A 26,124-nucleotide genomic window follows, 5' to 3' on the forward strand; every position below is an offset into this window, starting at 1 on the left:
ACCGCAGCATTGAGCGGCTCGCCGCCGCCTGAACGCTGTCACTCAACGGGCTTGCGGTAGATCAGGCGGATGTTCTGCGGCCCGGCCGAGGCGCGGCGGCGTTCGAAGAGCTCGTCCAGCAGCGCGACGACCGGGCGGCGGCGGTGCCGGGTGAACACGGGGCGCCACAGGAACAGGACGAGCTCTCCGCCTGGCCGCAGGACGCGGTGCGCTTCGCGCATGGCGGCCAGCGGGTCGGGCATCTCCTCCAGGCTGTACCCGTAGAACAGGGTGTCGACCTGGTCGTCGGCCAGCGGGAGCTTGCAGCCGTCACCGGCCAAACAGGACACTCGCGCGCCGGGCACGCCGTCCAGCCGCTGCCGCAGTGACCGCATGGCCGACGGTGACGGGTCGAGGGCGATCAGGGTGTTCTCGTCGCCCAGACGGCTTTTGAGCGCCGTGGTGTAGAAACCGCCTCCGCTGCCGACCTCCATGCAGACCGTGCCGGTGCGGCGCCTGATCACCCTCAGGTCGTGGCGGGGCAGGTCCCACCCGAGGATCATGCGCAGCACCGGGCTGCTGATCAGCCGGTACAGGCGGTCGGGCGTGCGCCAGCCGCCGCTGACACCGGGCTCGGCCGGATGTGTCGTGCTGGTCTTGAGATCAAGCTCGGTCATCGTTGTGTGATTCCTTCGTTGTGGGCAGCGCGCGTGCCGCGGCGATCGTGGCGAGGACGAACAGGACGACGCCGACGATCAGCGCGGCCCGCACCCCTGTCACGAACGCGGCACGGGCCAGTTCGAGCAGCTGAGCGCCCTCTTCCGGCGGTAGCGCGGCGGCCGCGGCCGCCGCCTCGGTGAGGCCGTCGTGCGCTTGCGTCGCCGCGCCGGGAAGGCTGGCGGCGTAGATCAGCGTGGCGATGCTGCCGAGGACCGTGACACCGAGCCCGGCGCCGAGCTCGTAGGCGGTCTCCTCCACGGCGGCCGCCGCGCCCGCCTGCTCGGCCGGTGCGGCGGCGAGCAGGGCGTCGGAGGCGGCGGTGAGCGAGATCGAGACACCGAACCCGGTCGCCGCCAGCACCGGCCCGAACAGCCACAGGTTCTCGGTCACCGTCAGACCCACCGCGGCGGCCGCCAGGGCCACCGCGCTGACGGCGAACCCGGCGACCGTCATCCGGCGGTTCCCGAACCGCTGCAGCAACGGTCCGGCGACGATGCTGCCGACGACCGCCGAGGCCATGACGAACATCAGCCGCAACGCGGCGGGCAGGGGTTGCAGCGCGAGCACGAGCTGGAGGTACTGGGCGAAGAGCAGGCCCAGGCCGACCAGCGAGGTCAGGACCAGCAGGACGCTGCCGACCGCGACGCTGAAGGTGCGGTCGCGGAACAGCGTCACGTCGAGCAGCGGAACAGCCAGCTTTCGCTGCCTGCGGACGAAAGCGACGAGCAGCAGGCACCCGAGCAGCCCGGCGACCGGGCCGAGCACGTACATCGAGCCGCCGTGCGGGGTCTGTTTGACCGCGAACGCGACCCCGATGATGCCCAGCCCGGCCAGCACCGCGCTGAGCACGTCCCACGGACCGTCCGGCGGGTCCGCGGACTCCGGGATCAGCCAGTAGGTCAGCGGGATCGCCACGACCATCACCGGCACGTTGATCAGGAACGCGGCGTGCCAGGAGAACGTCTCCACGAGGAAACCGCCGAGCAGCGGCCCGAGCACCGCACCCGAACCGGCCACCCCGCTCCAGATGCCGATGGCCGTCTGGCGTTCGGCGCGGTCGGGGAACGCCTGGCGCAACAGCGACAGCGTGGCCGGCATGATCATCGCGCCACCGACGCCCAGCACGGCCCGCGCGCCGATCAGCACCGCGACGTCGGGCGCCCACGCGCAGGCGAGCGAGGCCAGTCCGAACACGACGTAGCCGAGCACCAGGATCCGGCGCCGGCCGTACCGATCGCCCAGCGTGCCGAAGGCGAGCAGCAGCGGAGCCGCGACCAGCGAGTAGACCGCGATGATCCACAGCTGGCTGGTGGCGGTGGGCCGGAGGTCCTCCGCCAGCGCGGGCAGGGCCATGTGCAGCACGGTCGCGTCGACGGAGACCAGCAGCAGACTGGCGCACAGGATCGCCAGCACGAGCCAGCGACTGCCCACCAGCGTTCTGGGGGAATCGGTCACAACCAGGGGGCCTTACGCAGAGGGCGGTGCACGGTTTTCAGTCTGGCCAATTCCGGACCGCCGCACCTCATCCTTCGGACGTTCGTGAATCATCCTGTGGTAGCAGAAGTACAGGCCCGGCAGGCTGAGCCCACGTTAGCCGAAAGCCGACCGCCGGGTGTTCGGATCGACGGTTGTCAGAGGTCAGGCGGGCGCGAGGCCTGAATGTGAACCGCGCCACCTCGTGAGCGACGAGTGCGTGGAATGTTCGGGCTGGTGCTCAAATACTCCCGCAGGCACTGGAGCCCTCGCTTTGCCCCGAGCGACGCGCGTGCCATTCTGCGGACCGCGGCCGCTCGCCGGCAGCGGGGAGTCACACGGAAGAGAGAGCGCGGCATGCAACGACGGGCGCTGCTGGGTCGCGAGACGGAGCGCCGTGCGCTGGCCGCCCTGGTCGAGCAGGCCGCCTCGGGGTCGGGTGGCGCGGTGGTCGTCCTCGGCGCCCCCGGGATCGGCAAGTCGGCGCTGGTCGCGGAGGCGGCGGAGCGGGCCGCCGAGCGCGGGACGCGGGTGATCACGGCGGTGGGCGTGGAGTCCGAGGAGGACGTGCCCTGCGCCGGCCTGCACCAGCTGGTCCACCAGCTCCGGGACGGGATCGACGACCTGCCGGGGCCGCAACGCGCCGCCCTGCGCGCGGCCGTCGGGCTCGTCGACGAGTCCGTGCCCGACCTCTACCTCGTCGGCCTGGCCGCGCTGACCCTGCTGTCGGACGCGGCGGTGAGGACACCGCTGCTGGTGGTCGTCGAGGACGCCCACTGGATGGACCGGGACAGCCTAGACGTGCTCGGGTTCGTCGCGCGGCGGATCGAGTCCGACCCCCTCGCCCTGGTCGCCGTCACCCGCTGCCTGGACGACCGGCTCGGCTGCGCCGGGTTGCCCGTGCTGCCCCTGGACCCGCTGACGGACGAGGTGTCGGGTGAGCTGCTGGACGCGGTGGCTCCCGGCCTGGGACAGCAGGTCAGGCGGCGGCTGCTGGTGGAGGCGGCCGGGAACCCGCTGGCGCTGACCGAGCTGCCGGTCGCGCTGCGGTCGGTCGGCGGGGCGTACGCGCTCACGCCGGGGCCGCTGCCGTTGACCGAACGGCTGGAGCGCACCTTCACGGCGCGGGTCTCGCAGCTTCCGGCCGACACACGGGCGGTTCTCCTCCTCGCGGCCCTCAACGGTGACGGAACCATGGACGAGTGCCTCGCCGCCGCTGCCCGGATGCTCGGGACGGAGGTCGGCGTCGCCGCCCTCGAGCCGGCGGTCGGCGCGGGCCTGCTGGAGCCCTGGGGGATGGTCTTCCGGCACCCGCTCGTCCGTTCGGCGATGCACCACGCCGCGACGGCCGCGGAACGCCAGGCCGCACACGCCGCTCTCGCCCGCGAGCTCCAGGGGCAGCCCGACCGGCAGGCGTGGCACCGCGCCGCCGCCACCGCCGGCCCGGACGAGCACGCGGCGCGGGACCTCGACCTCACCGCCGGCAGGGCCGTGCGGCGCGGTGGCGTCGGCGCGGCACTGGCCGCGCTGCGGCGCGCGGCCGAGCTGACCGCGGACCCCTCCGCGCGGGCGGACCGGCTGCTGCGCGCCGCCGAGCTCGCCCTGGAGTCGGGCCAGAGCGACGTCGCGGCGCACCTGGTCGCCCAGGCGCGCTCGCTGGACCTGTCGGTCCGGGACCAGGGCCGTGCGGCCTGGGTCGGCATCGCCCTGGTCGAGGGGGCGGCGCAGGGCGAGGGCACCGCGACCGCCGAACTGGCAGAGCTGGCCGTCGAGATCGCCGCCGGTGGTGAGCCCGTGCTCGGACTGCGCATGCTGTGGGGCGCGGTCCTGCACTGCTTCTGGGGAGAGCCGGGCCCGGCCGCCCGCCTGCGGGTCGCCGCCGCGGCCGGCCGGATGCCCGTGGACGCGGACAACGCCGACCTGGTGGCGCTGCGCGCTTACTGCGCACCCGTCGAGAGCGGACGAGCGGCCCTCGAGGCCCTGGCCGGTCAGCTGGAGCGCTCGTCCGAGGACGCCGAGGGCGACCAGCTCCTGGGCGCCGCCGCGGTGACGGTGGGCGCTCCCGCCCTGGCAGGCCGGCTGACAGCGAGGTCGCTCGACCCGCTCCGGGCGCAGGGACGTCTGTCGATGCTGGCCAGGGCTCTGTGCGTCCAGGCGGGCAGTGCCGCTCGTCTGGGCGACGTGCGCGCCGCTCACCTCGCCGCCGAGGAGGCCGCCGAGCTGGCACGCGAGACCGGTCAGCCCCTCGTGCACGCGATGGTGCACGCCATCCGCGCACAGATCGCCGCGGTCTGCGGCGACCCGCAGGCGGAGGCGTGGGCAGCGGAGGCGGAGCGCACCGCTCTGCCCTGTGGCGCGCGCCCGGCACTGGCCATCGTGCAGATGGCCCGCGGCCAGGAAGCCCTCTGCCAGGGGCGCTACGGCGACGCCTTCGGGCACCTGCAGCGCGTCTTCGACCCCGTCGATCCCGCTTTCCACCCCTGGCTGCGGTTCTACGGGGTCGCCGAACTGGTCGAGGCGGCCGTGCGCAGCGAGTTCACCGACGCGGCGCGGGAGGTCCTGCGGGAACTGACGCCGCTCGCGGAGGGGACGCCCTCACCCGCCCTGCACTGCGGGGTGAGCCTCGCCCGCGCGCTGCTCAGCCCGCCGGACACCGCCGAGCAGCTCTACCGGGTCGCCCTCGACGCCGTCCCGGTCGACTGGCCGTTCGAACGGGCGCGGGTGCACCTCGCCCTGGGCGCGTGGCTGCGGCGGCACCGGCGGCCCGCGGACTCCCGCGTCGTCCTGCAGGCCGCGCGCGAGGTCTTCGACGCCCTCGGCGCGTCGGCCTGGGCGGAGCGGGCACGCCAGGAGCTGCGCGCGGCGGGCACGTCCTCGCCCCGCCAGGACCCGGCCGCCGTCGACCGGCTCACGTCGACCGAGCTGCACGTCGCCCAGCTCGCCGCGCAGGGGCTCACCAACCGGGAGATCGGTGAGCGGCTGTACGTCTCGCCCAGGACGGTGAGCACGCACCTGCAACGGATGTTCCCCAAGCTGGGCGTGACGTCACGAGGCGAGCTGGCGGCAGTGCTGCGCGGCACGATGACGTACGCCGAAGACGTAGTCCGACGGACGCGGCCGGCCCTGCTCGCTCCCTAGGTTTCGTGCCATGCCCGGTCCGCACACGGCGGACGGGCGGGAAGGCACCATGGGAACCATCACCGTCGGCACCGAGGGCTCGACCGACGTCGAGCTGTACTACGAGGACCACGGCTCCGGCCAGCCGGTCGTCCTGATCCACGGCTACCCGCTGGACGGGCAGTCGTGGGAGAAGCAGACCGACGCGCTGGTGAAGGCCGGCTACCGGGTCATCACCTACGACCGCCGGGGCTTCGGCCGGTCGAGCAAGACCATGACGGGCTACGACTACGACACCTTCGCGGCCGACCTGGACGAGGTCCTGACCCGGCTCGACCTGAACGACGTCGTCCTCGTCGGCTTCTCGATGGGCTCGGGCGAGGTCGCCCGCTACCTCGGCACCTACGGCTCGCAGCGCGTGGCGAAGGCGGCCTTCCTCGGCGCGCTCCAGCCGTTCCTGCTGCAGACCGAGGACAACCCCGCGGGCGTGCCGCAGTCGGTGTTCGACGGCATCGCCGAGCAGGCCGAGGCCGACCGCTACGCCTGGTACGAGAACTTCTTCGTCGACTTCTTCAACACCGACGAGAACCTCGGCTCCCGTCTCAGCGACGCCGCGCTGCGCGCGAACTGGGCCACCGCCATCGCCTCGGCGCCCGTGGCGGCGTACGCGTGCGTCCCGGCGTGGCTGACGGACTTCCGGGCCGACGTGGAGCGCATCGACGTGCCGTCGCTGATCCTGCACGGCACCGCCGACCGCATCCTGCCGATCGACGCCACCGCCCGCGAGTTCCGCCGCCGCCTGCCCGACGCGCGCTACGTCGAGATCGACGGCGCGCCGCACGGCCTGCTGCTCACCCACGCGGCCGAGGTCAACGCCGCCCTGATCGCCTTCCTCACAGACTGAGAACCGGACATGCACACGCTCACCCACCGCACCACCGCTCTGCTGCTCGTGTTCTTCGTCGCCGCGGGTCTCACCCTGTTCGGCATCTCGAACGCGGTGGCCGCCCACCCGGCTGCCGGGCAGAAGCCCACGATCGTCCTCGTCCACGGCGCCTTCGCCGACGGCGCGAGCTGGAACCCCGTCATCGAACGGTTGCAGCGACGCGGCTTCACCGCCGTCGCCGTGGCCAACCCCCTGCGCGGAGTCGCCTCGGACGCCGAGGCCCTCGACGCGCGTCTCGCCGCCATCGACGGCCCCGTGGTGCTCGTCGGCCACTCCTACGGCGGCGCCGTCATCAGCAACGTGAAGGCGCGTTCCCCGAAGGTGAAGGCTCTGGTGTACGTCGCCGCCTTCGCCCCCGCCGAGGGTGAGGCGGCGGCACAGCTCGCCGCGAAGTACCCCGGCAGCACGCTGGGCGAGACGCTGGCACCGGTCCCGCTGCCCGACGGCTCGGCAGACCTCTACATCAAGCCCGCGCTCTTCCGGCAGCAGTTCGCGGCCGACGTCCCGGCGCGACAGGCCGCCCTCATGGCCAGCACCCAGCGCCCCATCCGGGACGCCGCCCTGAACGAGGCGTCCGGCACGCCCTCCTGGGCGAGCATCCCCTCGTGGTTCCTGCTGGCCGGTGCCGACAAGAACATCCCCTTGCGGGCGCAGAAGTTCATGGCCGACCGGGCCGGCTCGCGCGCCACCGCAACGGTCGACGGAGCCTCGCACGCCGTGGCGGTCTCGCGTCCGAACGCGGTCGCCGAACTCGTCCTCCGCGCCGCGGGCTGACGCCCTCCCGGCCCCGCGACCAGGACGGTCGCGGGGCCGGTCCGACCGGCCACCCCTGCTGTCCCGACGAAGGAAAGTCATGCGCTTCAGCCCGTCCATCGTGCTGTCCCGGATCATCGAGGGCACGCTCGTCCTGCTCGGTGTCCCGATCTTCTTCCTGGACGACCTCAGGTGGATCGCGTTGTGGGACGTCCTCGCCGTCGTCTACCTCGCGATCCGCATCATCCGCCTCAGGCGGGGAAAGCGGGCGGGCGACGACCAGGGCGCGTGGGTCAAGACCGCGCTGGGCCGTCGCAGCGGCACGTTGTTCACGTTGATCACCAGCGTCATCGGGATCATGTCCGGCCTGCTCATCGTCGTCGCCGAAGAAGGCACCCAGGAGGCGATGAACGGCAAGATCGTCGGTGTGCCCGCCGTGCTGCTGGCGTGGGGGATCCTGCACTTCGGTTACGCCGACCGCTACGCACAGGCCTACTACGCCGCCCTGCCCGAGAAGCTGCTGACGTTCCCCGGCACCGAACACCCGACGTTCATCGACTTCGCCTACTTCTCGTTCACCGTCGGCACCACCTTCGCCGTCTCCGACGTCGAGTCGCACACCTCCGGGATTCGCCTGCGGGTCCTCGCGCACGGCGTGCTCTCGTTCGTCTACAACACCGCGATGCTCGGCATCGCCATCGGCGTGATCGGCGGCTGATCACCCGACCGTCCACACAGGATCGATGGCCGCAGCCGGGGTGGTCGCAGACCCGCGAAGTGACCCCCGGCCCGGTGTCTGTCCGAAGTGGACCAGGTCGGTGAAGTGCCGTTCGTTCCAGCGGCGGGACTTCTGCCCTGGTCGAATCTCAGCCGCCCGCCGTGACCGCGGCCTGACGGCGTGGACGTCAAGCCCTGGCGAAGACCTCGGCGGTGACGGAGACCATCGCCTGCCACGTCGCCGCGTCGTCTCGAACGGCTCTGCTCGCCTCCAGGTGGACGAACGTCACGCCGTGCTCGGCGGCCACGCCGCCCTGCTTGTTGCGCCGTCCCTCCAGTTGACCGCAGTCGCGCGTCCACGCCCGGCAGACGCGCAGCACGTCCTCCAGCCCGTCCGCGATGCGCCGGTGTTCCGGCCCGGCCTCACCCGCGCCGGGTGAGATCACCGCGTCCGCGGAGGAGAGGCTGTCGTCGCCGAACCCGTGCAACTGCACCTGGGGCAGGCCTCGGTCCGAGTGCTCGACGGCGAGCGCGTGGAACATGGAGTCGGTGCGGTGTGCGGCGTCACCCGCGCCGTTGGCGACAGCGCGGTGCGTGCCGGAGACCGCCAGCACGCTGCCGGGCACCTTGCGGAACAGGTCCAGCCCGATCTCGTCGGTGCGCAGGTCGTTCGCCGGATGCGGCACCTGCAGTGCGAGTCGCGTCGGCCGCGTGAGATCCACCACGTAGAGCCCCCAGCCTCGTTCCGCGTTCGGTTCGCTGGAGACGATCACGTAGGCGCGGCCGGTCCGGTCGTCGACGCCCTGGGCGACGCTCATGCCCAGGGCTCGCAACGGACCGGCCACCGCCGGCACGTCGTCCGGGCGTCCTGAGCTCAGCGAGGTGAGCGCGTCGACGAAGGTCCGCCGCTCATCGTTGCTGGGAGGCCGGTACGCGGCGTCCTCGCGCAGCGCGGCCGAGTACTGCTGGACCCGTTCCTCCACCGAGGTGGCGGCAGGCCGCGGCGACGGTTCTTCGTGCGCCGGCATGGCGACGACGAGTGCCCCGACGAGAACTACGGCGACCCCCAGCAAGATCAGCCAATAGTGGGCCCTAGGCCCAGAAGAGGTCACTTGACGTAGTCCATTTCGCTCACTCGATGCCCGCATACGCCCGTACAGGTGATACACATATCGGGCTTTATGCACAATCTATGAGATCGCAGGACCTGGGGGCATCGCAGTCGGGGGCGTGCCTGTGACGTGAGGATGGGCCGATCCAGTGGCGCGCCACAAAACTTCCGCGAGCGGTGACGGAGCCGCTACGCAAGGTGACAGACAGGCCAGGCGACTGGCCGCCCAGCTGCCCGAATCCGGGTTCGCCGTCCGGCCGTTGCCGGTCGTGCTGCTCGTGTTCTTCCTCTGCCTCGCCGCGGTGACGGTCGTGCTGCTGGACTCGCGGGAGGGCCGCGAGGTTCCGCAGGCGTTCATCGAGTCGCAGCAGCAGATCGCGGCCGGCACCGCACGGGCGATCGGCGCGACGGCCAGCCAGGCTCTGAGCGACCTGCGCACCGTCGCCGCTCCCGGCGCGTCCGCCGGCACCGAGCCGATGCTCGACGCGTTGATGCGCAACAAGAAGTGGCGTGGCGTCTCGGTGCTCGCCGCGCAGTCCCGCACGCTGGTCGCCACTCGCGGTGAGCCCGTTCCGGTGCAGGCGGTGCCGAAGGACGTCACGGCTCCCACGGCCGCGTCGACCGTCGCGGCCAACGGTGAGCTCGTGCTCGTCGCGGTGTCCCCGTTGCCGGAGGGCCAGCTGCTCGCGGCGACGACGACGATCCGTCTGCCCGATGCCGACCCCGACCCCGCGTTGCGGCAGTCGTTGCTGCTCACGACGTTGACCGGCAAGGTGCTGGCCGCCAGCGGGCCACTCGCGCAGGGGCGCGACGCGGGCACCGAGGCACTCGTCGCGAGCGCGGGCAAGGCGGCTGCGGGCGGCGAGCCGCGCCCCGTGCTGGGCACCGCCGGCGACGAGGTGCAGCCGACGCTCACCTACGCCCGCGTGACGCCGTCGAGCAGCCCGGAAAGCCTCGACCTCGCTGTGGTCGCGGTCTCGGACGGCCCCCTGGCCGGTACCGACTCCGCCGGCTCGGGTGTCGTTCCCGGCGCCGTGCTGGTCGTTCTGGCCCTGCTCGGGTTCTTCTGCGTGCGCCGGTACATGACGCAGCCCGTGGTCGCGGTACGAGCCGACCTGCTGCGCGTCGCGGCCGGCCGGCTCGACGCGGAGATCCGCGCGAGCCGTGCGGCGGAGGTGGCGCGGATCGCCGCGGCGGGCGAGGTGTGCCAGGAGCGGCTGAACGGCGACGACGTCGGACGCGAGCGGAAGATCGGGCGGATCAGCGCGCGGGTCGTGTGCCTCGTGGTGGCGCTGTCGATGTTCGCCTGGTCGGCGTGGATGCTGGTCGCGTTCCGCACGTCGCAGGTGGAGATCCCGGCCGCCGTGGTGGCGAGCACGCGCGTGCAGACCGGCAAGGCGACCGAGGCGCTGCGGCGCAGCGTCAACGACGGTCTGGCAGACCTCGAGGCGCTCGCCGCCGGCACCAAGGCCGCCGGGGACGCCGAGGCGGTGACGCGGACCTTGCGGGCGTCGTTGCGGGAGCTGCTCGCGAGCCAGACCCGGTACCGCAGCCTCTACCTGGTGGACCGCGGGGGAGCGGCCACCGGTGACGTGATCGGGCGCCCGCCGTTGCGCACGAGTGAGAGTCCCGCGCGCGACTCCGGTGTGCGGCAGCAGAACCAGTCCGGGCGCGTGCCGGTGATCTTCGCCGAGGTACCGCTGGCCCTCGACGGCGTGACGCTGATCGGCGAGTACGACCTGGACCACCTGCGGGTGCTGCTGAGCCAGGTGCCGGGACACGCCAGGGTCGTCGACTCCGGTTTCCGCACCATCAGCGCCACCGACGGTTTCGTCGCCTTCGAGCAGGTCGGTGAGGAGAGCCTGCGGCGCAGCGCGGAGGCGGCGAAGAACGGCGGTGCCGTCGCCGAGGTCCACCAGGGCTCCAAGGAGCCGGCGATCGTGGCCTCGGCCGCCGTGCTCGGGGGTTCCGTCGGCCGGCTGGGCTGGACGGTCACCACCGAGAAGCCGGGCAGCGAGCTCGCGCTGCCGCAGAACCAGACCCGCCGCCACGCCCAGCTGCTCGCCCTGATCGCCGCTCTGGCGACGCTCTTCGGCTACGGCTGGATCCTGTTCACCGTCCTGGGGCCGCTGCGCAGGGTCGCCCGAGCCGCCGACGGCCTCGTCGCGGGCGATCTCAAGTCCGTGATCTACCCGCAGCGCCACGACGAGATCGGCACGATCGCGAGCTGCCTGGAGATCTGCAGGCAGGCCGTCGTGCAGGGTCCCGACAGGCTGGGTGACGTCCGCCGCCCGAGCGGGTCCGCGACCGAGCCGACGATGCTGATGGAGCCCGTCGCGGCACCGGCACCGCGCAGGCGTTCCCCGGCCAGGGCGGGAAGACGCTCGTGACCTACCTGTACGTGGTCTTCGTGGTGCTCACCACCGGCCTGCTGATCGCGGGAGTCGTCGAGCAGCGCGCCCACCTGGGGGAGCTCGGCAAGATCGAGCACCGGGTGCTGGTCAACGGCATTCGCGGCAAGAGCTCGATCACCCGGCTGTGCGCCGGGGCGTTGCGCGGTGGCGGTCTGGTGACGACGGCGAAGACGACCGGCACGGCCGCGAGGTTCATCCACCCGGACGGCAGCGAGGAACCGGTGTACCGCAAGTGGGGCATCGCGAACGTCGTCGAGCAGATCGGCATCGTGCGCCGCGCCGCCGCCTACCGCTCCGACGCGCTGGTGATCGAGTGCATGGCCGTGATGCCGGACCTGCAGGAGATCAACCAGAGCAAGCTGATCCGGTCCACGATCGGCGTGCTGTGCAACGTGCGCGAGGACCACCTCGCCGAGATGGGACCGACGCTGGACGACGTCGCGCGCTCGCTCAGCCGGTCCATGCCGGTGGGCGGCGTGTGCGTCACCGCCGAGCGCGACAGGCTCGAGATCCTCGAGCACGAGGCGGCGAAGCGCGACTGCGAGCTGATCGCCGTCGATCCCGAGTCGGTCACCGACGAGGAGATGGCCGGGTTCACCTGGGTCACGTTCAAGGAGAACGTCGCGATCGCGCTGGCGGTCGCCGACCTGCTCGGCGTGAACCGGCAGCTGGCGCTGGCGGGCATGTGGGCCGCGCCACCGGATCCCGGTGTGCTGTCCGTGCAGACCAGGACGCGGGACGGCAAGGAGATCAAGCTCGCCAACGTCTTCGCGGCCAACGACCCCGAGTCGACGCTGATGAACGTCGAACGCCTGCTGGAACAGGGATCGATCAGCCGCCCGCTGCACGTCGTCATCAACTGCCGGCCGGACCGCGTCGAGCGCAACGGGCAGATGGGCGAGCTCGTGGCGCGGATCGATCCCGACCGCGTCGTGCTGATCGGCGAGCCGACCCGCAGCGCGCGGCTCAGCATCGCCGACGAGTGGCAGGACCGGGTGAGCGACCTCGGCGGTGCGCGCACCGGGGAAGACCTGCTCGACTCGATCCTCGACCACGTGGACGACACCGTCTCCCTCATCGCCATCGGCAACATCCACGGGCAGGGCGAAGTGCTGCTGCACGCCGTCGACGAGCTCGACGAGCCCGTCCCCGCGGAGAGGCATCACCAGGTCTCCCCACCGGTTCCCCCGCCCCCTGTTCGCAGGCAGGCACCGCCTCCGCCTCCCGTGCGCAGGCAGGCGCCGCCTCCGGTCAGGTCCCGCACATCCATCCGCGGCCATCTCTTCGACCAGCCGCACAGGCAACAGCGGGTTCCGCGCGCGCAGCCTCCGAGACCTCATCCACAGCGTCATCCGGCGCCCAGACCAGGAATCACCCATGACTAACGGCGCACTTCTCCTCCCCGAGGTGGCGACGCTGGGCCTCGCCATCGGCCTGGTGTTCTCGCTGGCCTGCTACCTGACCACTAACCTGTCGCCCGGAGGCATGATCACGCCGGGATGGCTGGCGCTGACGCTCGTCGAGGACTACCGCCGCGCCCTGCTGGTGGCCGTGATGAGCGGCGTGACGTTCGGGGCGGTCAAGCTCCTGCAGCGCGTCGTCATCCTCTACGGCAAGCGGCTGTTCGCCGCCGTCGTGCTCACCGGCGTGCTGTTGCAGTCGACGTTGTTCCTTCTCATCCAAAGCGACTACCCGCTGCTGTTCGCGCACCAGACGCTCGGCTTCGTCGTGCCCGGCCTCATCGCCTACCAGCTGGTGCGGCAGCCGCCGCTGGTCACGATGATCGCGACCGGCGTCGTCAGCGCCGCGGGCTACGGCGTGCTGGCGAGCGGTGTCCTGGTCGGCCTGGTTCCCACGGTGTGATGGAGGTGCCGATGAAGCACAAGGGCATGCTGACAGGAGCCGCTGTCGCCGTCGTCGCGCTCGTGGCCGGCGCCGTCGTGTTCTGGCCGCGGGACACCATGGCCCCGGCAACGCCGGCGACGGAGCAGACCACCGCTCAGGCAGGGCCGGAGCTGACCTTCGAGCGCGTCGGCGGTCCGAAGAGGACTGTGGTGCGCGACCGCGCCGGCGGCGTCGTCGCCACGTTCACCGACGAAGCGCGGACCGCGCTGATCAACGGCTCCCCGAGGTCCTTCAGCGAACCGAAGGCCACGGCGGCGACGGTCAACACCTCGGCGTGGGTGCGGTTGCTGCCCCAGCCGTGGGCCGAGGGCGGGGAAAAGGCGAGCTGGTTCGCCGAGTGGTTCCGCACCGCCCGCCAGGACACCACCCCGGACGTCCTGGAGATCGCCACCCAGTACGCGGTCGACGCGCCGGCCGAGAAGGACGCCGCGGGCGTGCGGTTCCGCGGCGACGCGTCGTTCGGCCCGGTGAAGGCCTCCGGCGCGGGCAGGCAGGAGCAGTCGGACTTCTACGACTACCTCGGCGTGCCGTGGCCGTTCCCGAACGGCCCCGCGGGCAAGCCCGACCGCGCCCGCTACGGCGCCGTCGACTGCTCGGGGTACGTCCGGCTGGTGTTCGGCTACCGCCTGGGCATGCCGCTGCTCAACACCAACACCGCCGGACCCGGCCTGCCTCGTCGTGCCTTCGCGATCTCCGAGTTCGGCCCCGGCGTCCAGCTGGTCCGCAACGAACTGCGCCGCGCCACCAGCTACTCCGCGCTGCAGCCGGGAGATCTGGTGTTCTTCGAGGTGGAGGACGACCCCGAGACGCTCGACCACGTCGGCATCTACCTCGGCATCGACAACCGCGGCAAGCACCGCTTCATCTCCAGCAGGGAACGCATGAACGGCCCGACGATGGGCGACGTCGGCGGCACCTCCCTGCTCGACGACGGCGGTACCTACTCCACGGCGTGGCGATCGGCCCGCCGTCTCTGACCGAGGCGGCCCAGCCGGGAACGGTGATCGACCGTGCAACGGCGTTCGACCACCGCGGGAACGGGTGTCAGGTGTTCTCGGCCGGGTCGTCGCGAACGATCTTGCCTTCGACGTTCTTGCGCGGAACTCCGTCCACGTCCACGCAGAGTCCGAAGACCCGGTCCCTGGTGGTCCAGCCGTTGATCCGGCCCCGGTTGTTCCCGATCTGCACCCGCTGGCCGGCGATCGCGGTCACCCGGTGCAGGTACAGCGTTCCGGCGACCCGCGCCAGCACGATGTCGTCCACCTCGAGCTTCGCGGCATCGACCGGCGCGACGGTCACCAGCTGGCGGCTGCGGATCAACGGCACCATCGACGAGCCGGTCGGGCGGAACCGCACCTCCTCGCCGCCGGCGACCCGAGCCGCGACGGCATCCATCATCCCCACGCGCTGCAGCCTCGACGGCGGGCCGCACCCGCGCAATGCGTTTTCGACCTGTGTCAGAAGGTCGGGCAGTATTCGCCGGGCGGGCAGTTGTCCAGAACCGACACGACCCAGTACAGCAGCGACAGCGCGAGCGGCCCGACGAACAGCAGGCCGATGAGGATCAACGCGTAGATCGGGGTCATCAGAACGGCCGTGAGGACGAACTCCGGGGGCCAAGGGCCAGACCGGAAACCCTTGGTCCACAGGGCGATGCAGCCCAGGAGCGCGGCAAGGCCCACGAAGATCCACCCCAGTGCGGGCGCGAGGGTGACCGCGATCCACGCCACCGCGACGTACACCCGGCCGAAGTGGGGCAGTTCGGAGAGCCAGGACCCGTCCAGCCCCGCGCCGAAGCCGGCCAGGAGTCCGAACGCGGCGGCGGCGACCACCGACAGGATCAGGGCGAGCCGGCCCTGGGCAGGCCATTCGGTGGCGCGGGTGGGTGGTGTCTGAGTCATGGGACACCTCGTCGTGGATGCTCCGTTTCAGAGCATGTCTATACTCCGAAACGGAGTACGTGGCAAGGTGGAGGAGGCGTAGTTGGCCGGCCGGACCAAGAAACTCACCTCGGTGTCGTACGGCATCCTGGGGCTGCTCGGGCTGCGTCCGCACACGCCCTACGAGCTGGCGCAGCAGTTCCGGCGCAGCGGCACGTTCTGGGCAACGGCCGAGAGCGTGGTCTACAACGAGCCCAAGGCGCTGGTGGCCCACGGCCTGGCCTCGGCGGCCGTCGAGGCCAACGGCGGGCGCCGCCGCACGCGTTATTCGATCACCCCGGCCGGGCAGGCGGAGCTGCGCCGCTGGCTGTCCGATCCCGCCGCCGAACCGCAGTTCCAGTTCGACGCGATGATGAAGATCCTGTTCTCCGACCTCGGCGACGAGGACGACCTGCTCGCTGCCATCGAGGCGATGCGCGCCTGGGCCGATCGAACCCAGGCCGGCGCGGCCGCGATCACGCGCGACTACACGACCGGCGACGAGCCCTACCCGGACCGGGCGCACATCGTCGGCCTGACCCAGGCGTACCGGGTCGGACTGGCGCAGATGACCCGGCAGTGGGCGGACTGGGCCGAACAGCAGGTCCGGAGCTCGTCCGGCAGCCGCGGCACGGACTCCCTCGACCTGCTCACCCGACTGGGCACAGGCCGGACGCCCTGGTGATGCGCTGAATTTCTTGAATTCGTCGAGCATATTTTCTGATAGGCGCCTCGATTGTTCGAGTCGAATGTGTCGAATCAGTTGTCGCAGCTTGACGCGTTTCAGATTCCTCGCCAGTGTCAGGTGCGAAGAAGTATCGGTGCCCTGGCGCAGGGGAGGACTTCGTGGCAGGTAATCGGCGATTGCGGAAACCGCGATCGATCACGGCCGCCGGTGTGACGGCGTCCCTGGTCGCGGCGACGTTCACCGCTCAGACAGCCACGAGCGCCGCGGCGGCGACGGCGGGGCCCGCGCTGTCGGTGGACTCCTCCACCGCCCGGCACGCGATCAGCCCCGGCATCTACGGACTGAACGGCGGCGATCCGGCGTTCAACGCCGAGATCGGTCAGACGGTGGCCCGCTGGGGCGGCAACGCGTCCAGCCGCTACAACTTCAAGAACCGCACGCACAACACCGGCAGCGACTGGTTCTTCGAGAACATCGTCGCCGACGAGGCGCGCTCCGTCGAGGGGATGGTCGGGGCCAACCTCGGCCGCGGCATCAAGCCGGTGGTCACCGTGCCCATGATCGGCTGGGTGGCCAAGGACTCGCCGTCGCAGCACCCGTTCGCCTGCGGGTTCCCGGCGACCCGGTTCCCGCAGCAGGACAGCTTCGACGAGTGGGATCCCCACTGCGGCAACGGCCAGCTGGGCGGGACCAACCTCACCGCCGTGCCCACCGACACCTCGATCAGGGTGGACGCGTCGTTCGCGGGGGAGATGGTGTCGCACCTGGTGGACAGGTTCGGGACTGCCGCGCAGGGTGGCGTGCCGATCTACGAGCTCGACAACGAGCCCGTGCTGTGGGCTCACACGCATCGCGACGTGCACCCGGAGCCCGTTTCGTACGACGAACTCGGGAACAAGGGCACCGCGACCGCCGCGGCGATCAAGGCGGCCGACCCGAGCGCGGCGGTCCTCGGCCCGTCCGGCTGGGGGTACTGCGAGTGGGTTGCGTCCGGAGTGGACGGATGCGGACCGGGTGCCGACTCGGCCGCGCACGGTGGGCTCAACCTCTCCCAGTGGTACCTGAAGAACATGAAGGACTACAGCGACGCGCACGGGGGCACGCGCTACCTCGACTACTTCGACCAGCATTTCTACCCGCAGATCGGCAGCGGCAAGGATCCGGAGAGCAACGCCTTGCGGTTGCGGTCGATCCGGTCGCTGTGGGATCCGACGTACGTCGAGGAGTCGTGGATCGGGCCGGGCGGGGTCAACGCGCCGCCGCTGCAGTTCATCCGCACGATGAAGTCGTGGATCGCCCAGTACTACCCCGGCACCAAGACCGCGATCACCGAGTACAACTGGGGCGCGCTCGACGACATCAACGGCGCGCTGGCGCAGGCGGACGTCCTCGGCGTCTTCGGGCGCGAGGGCCTCGACCTCGCCACGATGTGGGGTGAGCCCAAGCCGACCGATCCCGGTGCGTACGCGTTCCGGATGTACCGCAACTACGACGGCGCGGGCAGCCGCTTCGGTGACACCAGCGTGTCGGCGACCTCCGCGGACCAGGGCGAGCTGGCCGTCTACGCCGCGGAGCGCTCCTCCGACAAGGCGCTGACCGTCATGGTCGTCAACAAGACCGGCGAGGACCTGACCTCACCGCTGTCGCTGGCCGGGTTCGAGAGCACCGGTGCGGCGCAGCGGTTCACCTACGGCCCGGCCGACCTGGGCGCCATCGTGCGTGGCGGTGATCTCCCGGTGAGTGATGGCCGGGTCGAGGCGACCTACCCGGCGAACTCCATCACCCTGCTGGTCCTGCCCCAGGCGGGCTGCTCGGCGAGCCTGCAGGTCAACGGCGACTGGGGCACCGGGCACGTGGCGACGGTGACCGTCACCAACAACCGCAGGACGGAGATGGGCGGATGGCGAGTGAGCTGGACACTGCCGGCCGGTGAGCGGATCACCCACTCGTGGAACACCACCCTGCAGCAGAACGGCACCGGCGTGGTCGCCGCGGACGTCGGGTGGAACGGCTCGATCGGTGCCGGTGGCGGCACCACCTTCGGGTTCCAGGCCACCGGCGGAGCGGCTGCGCCCAGGCTGACCTGCGTTCCCACCTGATCGTGGTGAGGGCTTGGAGGATCGGCGCGGACCGGTCTCAGCCGTACCGTTCGACGAGTGCGTTGCCGATCGAGACCAGGTGGTCCCGCACACCCGCGGGCCCGGTGATCTCGAGCCACTCGACCATTCCGGCGAGCTCGCCCGCGAGCGCGTACTCGTTGTAGCCGCGGATCACGACCTCGACGCGGCCGCCGGCCGTGGACCCTCCGACCTCGAGCCGGTCGCCGAGCACCATCCGGAGCCGGGCCATCCCGTCGCGTGAGCAGGTCGCCTGGATCTCGAGGGGCGTCCGCCTGCGGTCGACCTCGCCGGCGATCTCGCGCCAGCTCTCGGCGAGGTCGAAACCGTCGGGCCGGCGCACGGGATCGCCGGTCGGGTCGGCGGACGACACGCGGTCGACCCGGAAGGTCCGCCGGCCGGCGTCGGTGTTGCCGACGAGGTACCACCACGGGCCCTTGGCGACGATGCCCAGCGGGTGGACGGTTCTCGCGGTCTCGGCGCCGTTGCCGTCGACGTAGCCGAGCCGCACCTGGACACCGCGGATCACCGCGTCCTGGAGCTCGTCGAGGAAGCGGGGCGGCGGCCGGTGCTCGACCCGGCTCGACCCCCACCGTTGCGGGTCCACGACCAACGACGACGCCGCCGCCTCGGCCTGCACCCGGAACGGCTCCGGCAGGGCGCGGACGAGCTTGCGCAGCGCCGCTTTCACGGCCGGCGTCGCGGCCGAGGCCTGGCCGGCGACCAGGAACAGGGCGCGGGCCTCGCTCGAGGTCAGCCCGGACAGGTCGGTGCGGGCGCCGCCCACGAGCCGCCAGCCGCCGCCCCGGCCCTGGACGGAGTAGACGGGCACGCCGGCCACGGCCAGGGCGTCGAAGTCACGGCGGGCGGTGCGCTCGGACACCTCCAGCTCGCGGGCGACGTCCGCTGCGGTGAGCTGCTCTCGCTGTTGCAGCAACAGAAGGACGGCCATCAGCCGGTCGGCTCTCACACCGCCGACACTCCCACGGAAACCGGTCAGGGGATGTCCTGTTTCGGTCAGCAAGATGTCGCCACGACCGCGTCCGCCATCGGCTGCGCCGACGGTGACGTCCCCACGACAGAGCGGAAATGCGATGTTCGATCCGACCGGCTTCCCCGATCCTGCCCTCGTCTCCGTCAACGGTGTGGAGCTCGAGGTCTTCGAAGCGGGCAGGGAGAACGCGGGCAAGCCCGTCGTGCTCTGCCACGGCTGGCCGGAGCACGCCTTCTCCTGGCGCCACCAGGTGCCGGCCCTGGCCGCGGCGGGCTACCACGTCCTCGTCCCGAACCAGCGCGGCTACGGCAACTCGTCCCGCCCGGCCGAGGTGACCGACTACGACATCGAGCACCTGTCGGGTGACCTCGTCGCACTCCTCGACCACTACGGCTACGAGGACGCCACCTTCGTCGGCCACGACTGGGGCGCGTTCGTCGTCTGGGGCCTGACCCTGTTGCACCCCACCAGGGTGAACGGCGTGGTGGCGCTGAGCCTGCCCTACCAGGAGCGCGGGGAGACGCCCTGGATCGAGGCCGTGGAGGCCGTGCTCGGCCCCGACTTCTACTTCGTCCACTTCAACCGGCAGCCGGGCGTCGCGGACGCCGTGCTCGACCAGCACACGGCTCGGTTCCTGCGCAACATCTTCCGGAAGAACGAGCCCCCGACACCGCCTCGGCCGGGGATGGCGATGATCGATCTCGCCAGGGCGGAGACACCCCTCGGCGAGCCCGTGATGAGCGACGGCGAACTGGCCGTCTTCGTCTCCGCCTTCGAGTCGACGGGCTTCACGAGCAGCATCAACTGGTACCGGAACCTCGACCGCAACTGGCACCTGCTGGCCGGCCTCGACCCGGTCGTCCGGCAGCCCGCACTCATGATCTACGGCGACCGAGACACGATCCCGAGGTTCGAACGACTGGCGGAGTTCGTGCCCGACGTGGAAGTGACAGGCCTGGACTGCGGTCACTGGATCCAGCAGGAGAAGCCGGACGAGACGAACCAGCTGATCCTGAAGTGGCTGGACCAGCTGCCCGGCCGGCCGGGCGACCCGGCCTGACGGGCAACCGCGCGGTCCGTGGTCAACCGTGCGCCCGGAACCGCGCCCTTTCGGTAGCGTCGGTCCCGGCGGCGTGATCCGAACCGCGAGCCGTGCGGGTGGGGGAGTGGGTGGGCAGATGTCCGGCGAAGTGCTCCAGGTGCCGCTCCACAAGGAGCTCGACGCTCTGTTCGGCCAGCACACGGCGGCCGGGCACTCGCGGGCGCTGGTCTACGGCGTCACCGACCAGGACGGGCTGTCGCACGCGGCGGGTTTCGGAGCGGCCGACGAGCACGACCGCGTTCCCGACGCGGACGTGCTCTTCCCGATCGCCTCGATGAGCAAGAGCTTCATCGCCTGTGCCGTGCTGATCGCCCGCGACCGGGGCAGCCTGTCCCTGCACGATCCGATCACCAAGTACGTCCCCGAGTTCGTCCTCGCCGGCGGCGAGGGGGACGTCCCGACGATCGAGATGCTCCTGAGCATGTGCGGCGGTCTCACCGAGGACAACTCCTGGGTGGACCCGTTCATCGGCACTCCCACCGAGGACCTCCTCGCCCGGGTGTCCAGGGGAGTCCGCCTCAGCCACCTGCCGGGCGCGGTCTTCGAGTACTCCAACCTCGGTTTCACGATGGCCGGCCTGGCCCTCAGCCGGGCGGTGGGCAGGCCCCTCGCGGAGTTCGTCACCGAGGAACTGCTGAGGCCGCTGGGCCTGACGTCCACCTTCTGCGACACGGCCGTGCCCGGCCACCTCCCGCGCGCGGTCGGCTACTCGCTGGACGAGGAAGGGAACTGGGTCGCCTACCCGCCGCAGACCTCGGACGCGTTCCTCGGCGCCGGTGGGCTGGTGAGCACGGTGCGCGACCTCTCGCGCTGGACCACCTGGCTCGGCTCCGCCTTCCGGCCCGCGCGGACCGGGGACGACACCCCGGTGCTGAGCCGCCTGTCCCGGCGCGACCTGCAGCGCGTGCGCGTGTTCATGCCACCGTCGCTGACCCTGACCGGGATCGGACAGGCCCGGTTGACCTCCAGCGGATACGCCCTCGGCCTCGGGGTCACGACCGACCTGCACCGCGGGACGGTCATCTCCCACGGCGGCGGCCTTCCCGGGTTCTGGCTCTCGATGGCCTGGCACCCCGAGTCGGGCCGCGGCGCGGTCGTCCTGACCAACGGCAACCGGGGCAACCCCGGCGGGCTCTGCGTCGAGGCGCTCGGACGGATGCTGAACCACGACCAGGCCCCCGCGACCACCGCCGCGCTGTGGCCGGAAACGGTCGCGCTCCGCGCGCAGGCCGACTCGCTCGTCCGGAACTGGGACGATGCGCTGGCCGCACGGATCTTCGCCGAGAACGTCGACTTCGACCGGCCTCTGGCGCACCGCCGCGCGGACATCGCCCGGCTCGTGGCCGAGGTCGGCCCCCTGCTCGGCTCCCGCTCTTCCGCCGTCGTCTCCGCCACCACGGCCGCCGACGTCACCTGGTCGATTCCCGGTGAGCGCGGGGAGCTGCTCTGCATGATCCACCTGACTCCCGTGGAACCGGCGCGCATCCAGGAGTTCGTCGTGAAGGCCGTCCCCGCGGGCCGTGCGCGGTCAGCCGGCTCCACGGACATCTCGCTGCAGCGCCGTTTCGGCGACGCCTACCTCACCCCGGCGGCGAACGTCCGGGTTCTGTTCCCGGGCTCTGCTCCCGAATAGCCGTCCCCGGCTGCGACTCGGTCCTGTGCTTCAAGGCTCTGCACAGGGCCGTCTTCGCCGTGCGGGGGAAGTGCGCGCCGGCTGCTTCAGCGATCCGCGAGCCCGCACGGGCCACACGGCGGAGAACCCGCGTGCGCCAAGGCTTTCCGGCTGCGTGATCAGCTCCGCGGCCCGGTGGCCGGGCTCCCATACCTGATCGATAGCGGGTCGACAGCCGGACTGCCGATCGTGGCAGCAGAAAGCCCGCCGTGAACGGGAGAACGGAACGGGACGCCTCTTCGTCCTCTCCCGCGTGGTCAGGGCCGACCCGTGTCGGCGGAGACGCCGACCCCTGGAAAGGAAAGCCATGACTGACTTCGTCCCGCGAGCGGATCTGGATGTGGTGATCGTCGGCGCGGGTCCGCGAGGACTGTCCGTGTTGGAGAGGCTGGTCGCGCGCTTGACGGACACGCCCAGGGAGGGCGAGGTGCGCGTGCACCTGTTCGACCCCGACGAGGCGGGGCCCGGGCGGGTCTGGAGGACCTCGCAGTCGGTGTGCTTCCTGATGAACACGGCCGCCGGCGAGGTGAGCGTGTTCTCCGGTGAGCCCGACGGCGGTCCGGTCAGGGCGGGGGCCGGGCCCTCGTTCGCGGACTGGCTCGCCGATCATCCGCGCTGGTCCGGTGTCGGGCCCGACGACTACGGGCCGCGGGCCGTGTACGGCGAGTACCTCCGGATGGCGTTCGAGTCGATCGTCGCCAACGCGCCGGCCGGCGTGACGGTCCGGCACGTGCCGGAGAGGGCCGCGTCGCTCACCCGCCAGTTCGGGCTGACGACGGTGACCGGTTCGGGCGGCACGACGGTGACCGCCGACAAGGTCGTGCTGACCACCGGGCACCCCCGGGTCAGGCCGGACGACGGGGAGAAGGAGCTCCTCACGTTCGCGCGGCACCGTGCCGGTCTGACCTACCTGCGCGGGGATTCCGCGGCCGACATGCCGCTGGGCGTGATCGCTCCGGGGGAACAGGTCGGGGTGATCGGGCTCGGCCTGACCTTCTTCGACGTGCTCGCGGAGCTGACCATCGGGCGTGGCGGCAGGTTCGTCGACCGCGGAGGGCGTACGGAGTACCTGCCCAGCGGACGGGAGCCGCACCTGGTCGCGGGGTCCCGCAGCGGGCTGGTGATGCTGGCGCGGGGCCGCAACCAGAAGGCCCCGACCTACCGCTACAGCCCCAAGTTCGTCACCGGGGACGCGATCGTGCGGGCCCGGCGCGGTGCTCAGCGGGTCACCGGATCCGCGCAGCTCGACTTCGTGCGGGACGTGTTGTCGTTGCTGCGCCTGGAGGTCGAGCACGTCTACTACACCGCGCACGTCCGGCGCAGGCACGGGGAGGAGGCGGCGCGGTGGTTCGCGGACGGCCACCTGGTGTCCACCGACCGCGAGGAGCTGCTGGCGGCGTGGGACCTCGGGGACGTGCCGCCGCTGGACCTGGAGCAGATCGCGCGCCCGTTCGTCGATCGGGAGTTCGACAGCCCGGACGCCTTCCACGACGAGCTGCTGGAGCTGCTGCGGCAGGACGTCGCCGAGGCTCGTGAGGGCAACGTCGACAACCCGCTGAAGGCGGCGCTCGACATCCTGCGCGACACCCGCGGGATGGTGCGGCAGGCCGTCGACTTCGCCGGGCTGCGGCCCGAGTCGCACCGCGAGTTCGTGACGTGGTTCAACCCCATCAACACGATGGTGTCCGCCGGCCCGCCCTGGATCCGGGTGGACCAGGCGGCCGCCGTGATCCGCGCCGGGCTGCTGACGGTGGTGGGACCGGGGACGTCCGTCAGAGCCGATCACGAGAGCGGCACCTTCGTGCTGGAGTCGTCGTGCGTCGCCGGATCGCGGCGACAGGTCTCCACGCTGATCGACGCGCGCATCCCGCGGGCGACCCTGTCGTCCAACTCGGACGCGCTCATCGCGGGCCTGGTGTCCGACGGGCTGATCACCGAGCTGGTCAACACCGACCTGTCGAGCGGTGTGCGGTTCCGCGCCGGCAGCGTCTCGGTCACCCGCAGCCCGTTCCACGTCATCGACGTGCTGGGCAACCCCGACCCCGATCTGTACGCCCTGGGCGTGCCCACCGAGAACACGCGGTGGTTCACGCAGATCGGGACCGGCAGGCCGGGTCCGATGACCGGGTTCCACACCGATGCCGACGGCATCGCCGAGGACGTCCTGCGCCACCGCGCCGCCATCCGGAAGCCCACGCCCGCGGTCGCGCACCCGGCCGCCGCGATCTGAGGAGAAACCCAGTCATGTCACCGAGAACAGCCACCGAGAAGTTCCGGGCCGCCCGGGACCTGCTGCTGGAGCTCCGGCACGACCACGACCGCGCGCACGCCGAGTTCAGGTGGCCGGAGTTCGACGAGTTCAACTGGGCGCTCGACTGGTTCGACGTCGTGGCAAGGGGAAACGACCGCACAGCACTGCACGTCGTCGGTGGCCAGTTCGAGGAGGAGGTCTCCTACGCGGAGCTGTCGGAACGGTCCGACCGCCTCGCCAACGGCCTGCGCGCCGCGGGCGTGCGTCGCGGCGACCGGCTGCTCATGATGCTCGACAACCAGCTCGCCGTCTGGGAGTCGCAGCTGGCCGCGATGAAACTGGGCGTGGTCGTCGTCCCGACCTTCACCACCGTGTCCGGTGCGGACCTGGTCGACCGCGTCGAACGAGCCGATGTGCGGCACGTGCTCACGACACCGGAGCTGACCGAGGGCTTCGAGTGGTTGCCCGGCCACGTCACGAGGATCTGCGCGGGCCGGGTGCGGGGCTGGCTCGCTCTCGACGACCTGCGGTCGGCCCCGGCCGGCTTCACCCCCGAGGCGCCGACGCGCGCCGACGAGACGTTGTTCCTGTACTTCACCTCGGGCACGACCTCGCGTCCGAAACTGGTGCGGCACACCCATGTCAGCTACCCGGTGGGACATCTGTCCGGAATGTACTGGAACGGTGTCCGCCCGGGAGACGTCCACCTCAACGTCTCCGCGCCCGGCTGGGCGAAGCACGCGTGGAGCTCGTTCTTCGTGCCGCTCAACGCCGAGGCGTCGGTGCTGAGCGTGACCACCGCCAACGCCGTGGACCTGGTGGACCGCATGGTCCGGCACGGCGTGACGACGTTCTGCGCCCCGCCGACGGTGTGGCGGATGCTCATCCAGGAGGACCTGCGCCGCTGGCCCGTGTCGTTGCGGGAGGCGGGCAGCGTGGGTGAACCGCTCAACCCCGAAGTGGTCGAGCAGGTCCGCGCGGCGTGGGGCGTGACCGTGCGGGACGGATACGGGCAGACCGAGACCACGGCGCAGATCGGCAACAGTCCCGCGCTGCCGGTCCGGCTCGGCTCGATGGGAAAACCCCTGCCCGGCTACGACATCGTGCTCGTCGACCCCGCCACGGGCGCGGTGGGCGACGACGGCGAGGTCTGCGTCGACCTCACGTCGCGGCCGCTGGGTGTGATGCCCGGCTACGTCGACGACGAGGAGAAGAACGCCAAGACGTTCGCCGGCGGTTACTACCACACCGGCGACATCGCGCACCGCGACGAAGACGGCTATCTGCACTACCTGGGGCGCACGGACGACATGTTCAAGTCCTACGACCACCGGATCTCACCGTTCGAGCTGGAGAGCGTGCTCCTGGAACACGACGCCGTGGCGGAGGCCGCGGTGGTGCCCGCTCCCGACCCGGTGGGCCTGGTGGTGCCCAAGGCCTACGTCGCGCTCGCGGCGGGCGTGCTCCCCGACGCCGAGACCGCGCGGCGAATCCTCAGCCACGTCAGCGCGAACCTGGCGCCGCACCAGTGGGTTCGCCGCCTCGAGTTCACGACGCTGCCGAAGACCACGTCCGGGAAGATCCGCCGCAACGAGCTGCGCGCCCGCGACGTCGAGCGGGCCGCGGGGACCGAGTTCCCCGGCTCCGTCGAGTACCTGGCCGACGCACTGCTGGAGACCGCGCTGCCCGCGGCTCCCGGAATCGGCTGAGCGACAACAGTTCCGCACTCCCGCACCACCACCACCGAGGAGAAACTGCCATGCGCGACATCAAGATCTACTCGTCCCTCTTCGCCGGCGGCCTGCACAACGGCCAGATCAAGTGGGAGGAGTACGTCCAGCCGGGGCGCAACGAGGTGGACGTGGAATGGCTCTACACCGCGGCGGAGACCGGCCCCACCGGTGCCGAGGCCTACATCGCCCACTTCAAGCCCGGTTCGCACGGCGATCTGCACGAGCACCTCGGTTTCGAGCTGCTGCTGATCCTCGAAGGCGAGCTGCACAACGACAACGGCGACCGCTACCCGGCGGGGACGTTGTTCATCGAGAAGCCGGAGAGCGTGCACCAGGTGTCGTCGCCGACCGGTTGCTACGCGCTCGTGGTGCGGGAGAAGGGCACGCGACGCCTCACCGACGACGAGGTGAGCGCGGCCGTCGCCGCCGGTGCCGCCGCCGAGTAGCACCCCCTTCGCGGGGGGGGCGGGGCCCCGGCCCCCCCCCCCCCCCCCCCCGCGCCCCCGCCCCCCC

The 26,124-nt window shown here is 71.5% G+C and carries 21 protein-coding genes; 15 read left to right on the forward strand and 6 right to left on the reverse strand.

Features of this window, described 5'->3' with window-relative positions:
- Positions 1-38: 38 nt before the first annotated feature.
- Positions 39-656, reverse strand: coding sequence for a class I SAM-dependent methyltransferase (locus tag ORI60_RS37130; protein WP_266042696.1), 618 nt, complete (start codon positions 654-656; stop codon positions 39-41).
- Entirely contained in the window at positions 643-2,130 is a 1,488-nt protein-coding gene (locus ORI60_RS37135; protein WP_266042697.1) for an MFS transporter, read from the reverse strand. The genes ORI60_RS37130 and ORI60_RS37135 overlap by 14 nt, the downstream gene beginning before the upstream one ends.
- Before the next feature lie 399 nt (positions 2,131-2,529).
- Between ORI60_RS37135 and ORI60_RS37140 the strand changes: the two genes are divergently transcribed.
- The 4 genes from ORI60_RS37140 (at position 2,530) to ORI60_RS37155 (ending at position 7,706) form a co-directional block, all read left to right on the forward strand.
- Positions 2,530-5,310, forward strand: a complete 2,781-nt coding sequence (locus tag ORI60_RS37140; RefSeq protein WP_266042698.1) for a helix-turn-helix transcriptional regulator — start codon at positions 2,530-2,532, stop codon at positions 5,308-5,310.
- A 10-nt stretch (positions 5,311-5,320) separates the two neighbouring features.
- Positions 5,321-6,193 (forward strand): alpha/beta fold hydrolase, encoded by an 873-nt coding sequence (locus tag ORI60_RS37145; protein WP_266042699.1) that lies wholly within the window; start codon positions 5,321-5,323, stop codon positions 6,191-6,193.
- A 9-nt stretch (positions 6,194-6,202) separates the two neighbouring features.
- Positions 6,203-7,009: an alpha/beta fold hydrolase gene (locus tag ORI60_RS37150; protein WP_266042700.1), complete on the forward strand. Its 807-nt coding sequence runs from the start codon at positions 6,203-6,205 to the stop codon at positions 7,007-7,009.
- A gap of 79 nt (positions 7,010-7,088) precedes the next feature.
- Positions 7,089-7,706, forward strand: a complete 618-nt coding sequence (locus tag ORI60_RS37155; protein ID WP_266042701.1) for a DUF1345 domain-containing protein — start codon at positions 7,089-7,091, stop codon at positions 7,704-7,706.
- A 187-nt stretch (positions 7,707-7,893) separates the two neighbouring features.
- On the opposite strand, the gene ORI60_RS37160 is transcribed toward ORI60_RS37155, so the two are convergent.
- Positions 7,894-8,778, reverse strand: coding sequence for a hypothetical protein (locus ORI60_RS37160; protein WP_266042702.1), 885 nt, complete (start codon positions 8,776-8,778; stop codon positions 7,894-7,896).
- A gap of 307 nt (positions 8,779-9,085) precedes the next feature.
- On the opposite strand from ORI60_RS37160, the gene ORI60_RS37165 reads away from it, so the two are divergent.
- Genes ORI60_RS37165 through ORI60_RS37180 form a run of 4 tightly spaced genes read left to right on the forward strand, consistent with a single transcriptional unit; the run spans position 9,086 to position 14,112 of the window.
- Complete coding sequence (locus tag ORI60_RS37165; RefSeq protein ID WP_266042719.1) at positions 9,086-11,206, forward strand: HAMP domain-containing protein; 2,121 nt, start codon at positions 9,086-9,088, stop codon at positions 11,204-11,206.
- On the forward strand, positions 11,203-12,615 hold the full coding sequence (pgsB, locus tag ORI60_RS37170) for a poly-gamma-glutamate synthase PgsB (protein WP_266042703.1): 1,413 nt from the start codon (positions 11,203-11,205) through the stop codon (positions 12,613-12,615). The genes ORI60_RS37165 and pgsB overlap by 4 nt, the downstream gene beginning before the upstream one ends.
- Positions 12,608-13,093 carry a poly-gamma-glutamate biosynthesis protein PgsC/CapC gene (locus ORI60_RS37175; RefSeq protein WP_266042704.1) on the forward strand — a complete coding sequence of 162 codons (486 nt, stop codon included), beginning with the start codon at positions 12,608-12,610 and terminating at the stop codon, positions 13,091-13,093. Before pgsB ends, ORI60_RS37175 begins: the two co-directional genes overlap by 8 nt.
- An 11-nt stretch (positions 13,094-13,104) precedes the next feature.
- The gene (locus ORI60_RS37180; protein WP_266042705.1) at positions 13,105-14,112 is read left to right on the forward strand and encodes a C40 family peptidase; all 1,008 of its coding nucleotides are present in this window, start codon (positions 13,105-13,107) and stop codon (positions 14,110-14,112) included.
- 67 nt (positions 14,113-14,179) lie between these two features.
- Here the strand turns inward: ORI60_RS37180 and ORI60_RS37185 are convergent, their stop codons facing one another.
- Together ORI60_RS37185 and ORI60_RS37190 are read right to left on the reverse strand one after the other, a co-directional pair.
- Entirely contained in the window at positions 14,180-14,539 is a 360-nt protein-coding gene (locus tag ORI60_RS37185) for a hypothetical protein (RefSeq protein WP_266042706.1), read from the reverse strand.
- 53 nt (positions 14,540-14,592) lie between these two features.
- Positions 14,593-15,036 (reverse strand): hypothetical protein, encoded by a 444-nt coding sequence (locus ORI60_RS37190; RefSeq protein ID WP_266042707.1) that lies wholly within the window; start codon positions 15,034-15,036, stop codon positions 14,593-14,595.
- An 82-nt stretch (positions 15,037-15,118) separates the two neighbouring features.
- Between ORI60_RS37190 and ORI60_RS37195 the strand changes: the two genes are divergently transcribed.
- Complete coding sequence (locus ORI60_RS37195; RefSeq protein ID WP_266042708.1) at positions 15,119-15,739, forward strand: PadR family transcriptional regulator; 621 nt, start codon at positions 15,119-15,121, stop codon at positions 15,737-15,739.
- Positions 15,740-15,918: 179 nt separating this feature from the next.
- Positions 15,919-17,841, forward strand: coding sequence for a glycoside hydrolase family 44 protein (locus ORI60_RS37200; RefSeq protein ID WP_266042709.1), 1,923 nt, complete (start codon positions 15,919-15,921; stop codon positions 17,839-17,841).
- Positions 17,842-17,878: 37 nt separating this feature from the next.
- Here ORI60_RS37200 and ORI60_RS37205 read toward each other — a convergent pair whose 3' ends face one another.
- On the reverse strand, positions 17,879-18,829 hold the full coding sequence (locus ORI60_RS37205; protein ID WP_266042710.1) for a helix-turn-helix transcriptional regulator: 951 nt from the start codon (positions 18,827-18,829) through the stop codon (positions 17,879-17,881).
- A 124-nt stretch (positions 18,830-18,953) separates the two neighbouring features.
- Between ORI60_RS37205 and ORI60_RS37210 the strand changes: the two genes are divergently transcribed.
- From ORI60_RS37210 to ORI60_RS37230, 5 genes are all read left to right on the forward strand, one after another.
- Complete coding sequence (locus ORI60_RS37210) at positions 18,954-19,913, forward strand: alpha/beta fold hydrolase (protein WP_266042711.1); 960 nt, start codon at positions 18,954-18,956, stop codon at positions 19,911-19,913.
- A 118-nt stretch (positions 19,914-20,031) separates the two neighbouring features.
- Entirely contained in the window at positions 20,032-21,588 is a 1,557-nt protein-coding gene (locus tag ORI60_RS37215; RefSeq protein ID WP_266042712.1) for a serine hydrolase domain-containing protein, read from the forward strand.
- A 346-nt stretch (positions 21,589-21,934) separates the two neighbouring features.
- Positions 21,935-23,857: an FAD/NAD(P)-binding protein gene (locus tag ORI60_RS37220; RefSeq protein ID WP_266042713.1), complete on the forward strand. Its 1,923-nt coding sequence runs from the start codon at positions 21,935-21,937 to the stop codon at positions 23,855-23,857.
- Between the two features lie 14 nt (positions 23,858-23,871).
- Positions 23,872-25,587: an AMP-binding protein gene (locus tag ORI60_RS37225; protein WP_266042714.1), complete on the forward strand. Its 1,716-nt coding sequence runs from the start codon at positions 23,872-23,874 to the stop codon at positions 25,585-25,587.
- Positions 25,588-25,637: 50 nt separating this feature from the next.
- Positions 25,638-26,057 carry a cupin domain-containing protein gene (locus ORI60_RS37230; protein WP_266042715.1) on the forward strand — a complete coding sequence of 140 codons (420 nt, stop codon included), beginning with the start codon at positions 25,638-25,640 and terminating at the stop codon, positions 26,055-26,057.
- Positions 26,058-26,124 lie beyond the last annotated feature (67 nt).

Origin of the sequence: Lentzea sp. NEAU-D7, assembly GCF_026242055.1 — a bacterium.
In the GTDB taxonomy this organism is placed as follows: Bacteria; Actinomycetota; Actinomycetes; order Mycobacteriales; family Pseudonocardiaceae; genus Lentzea.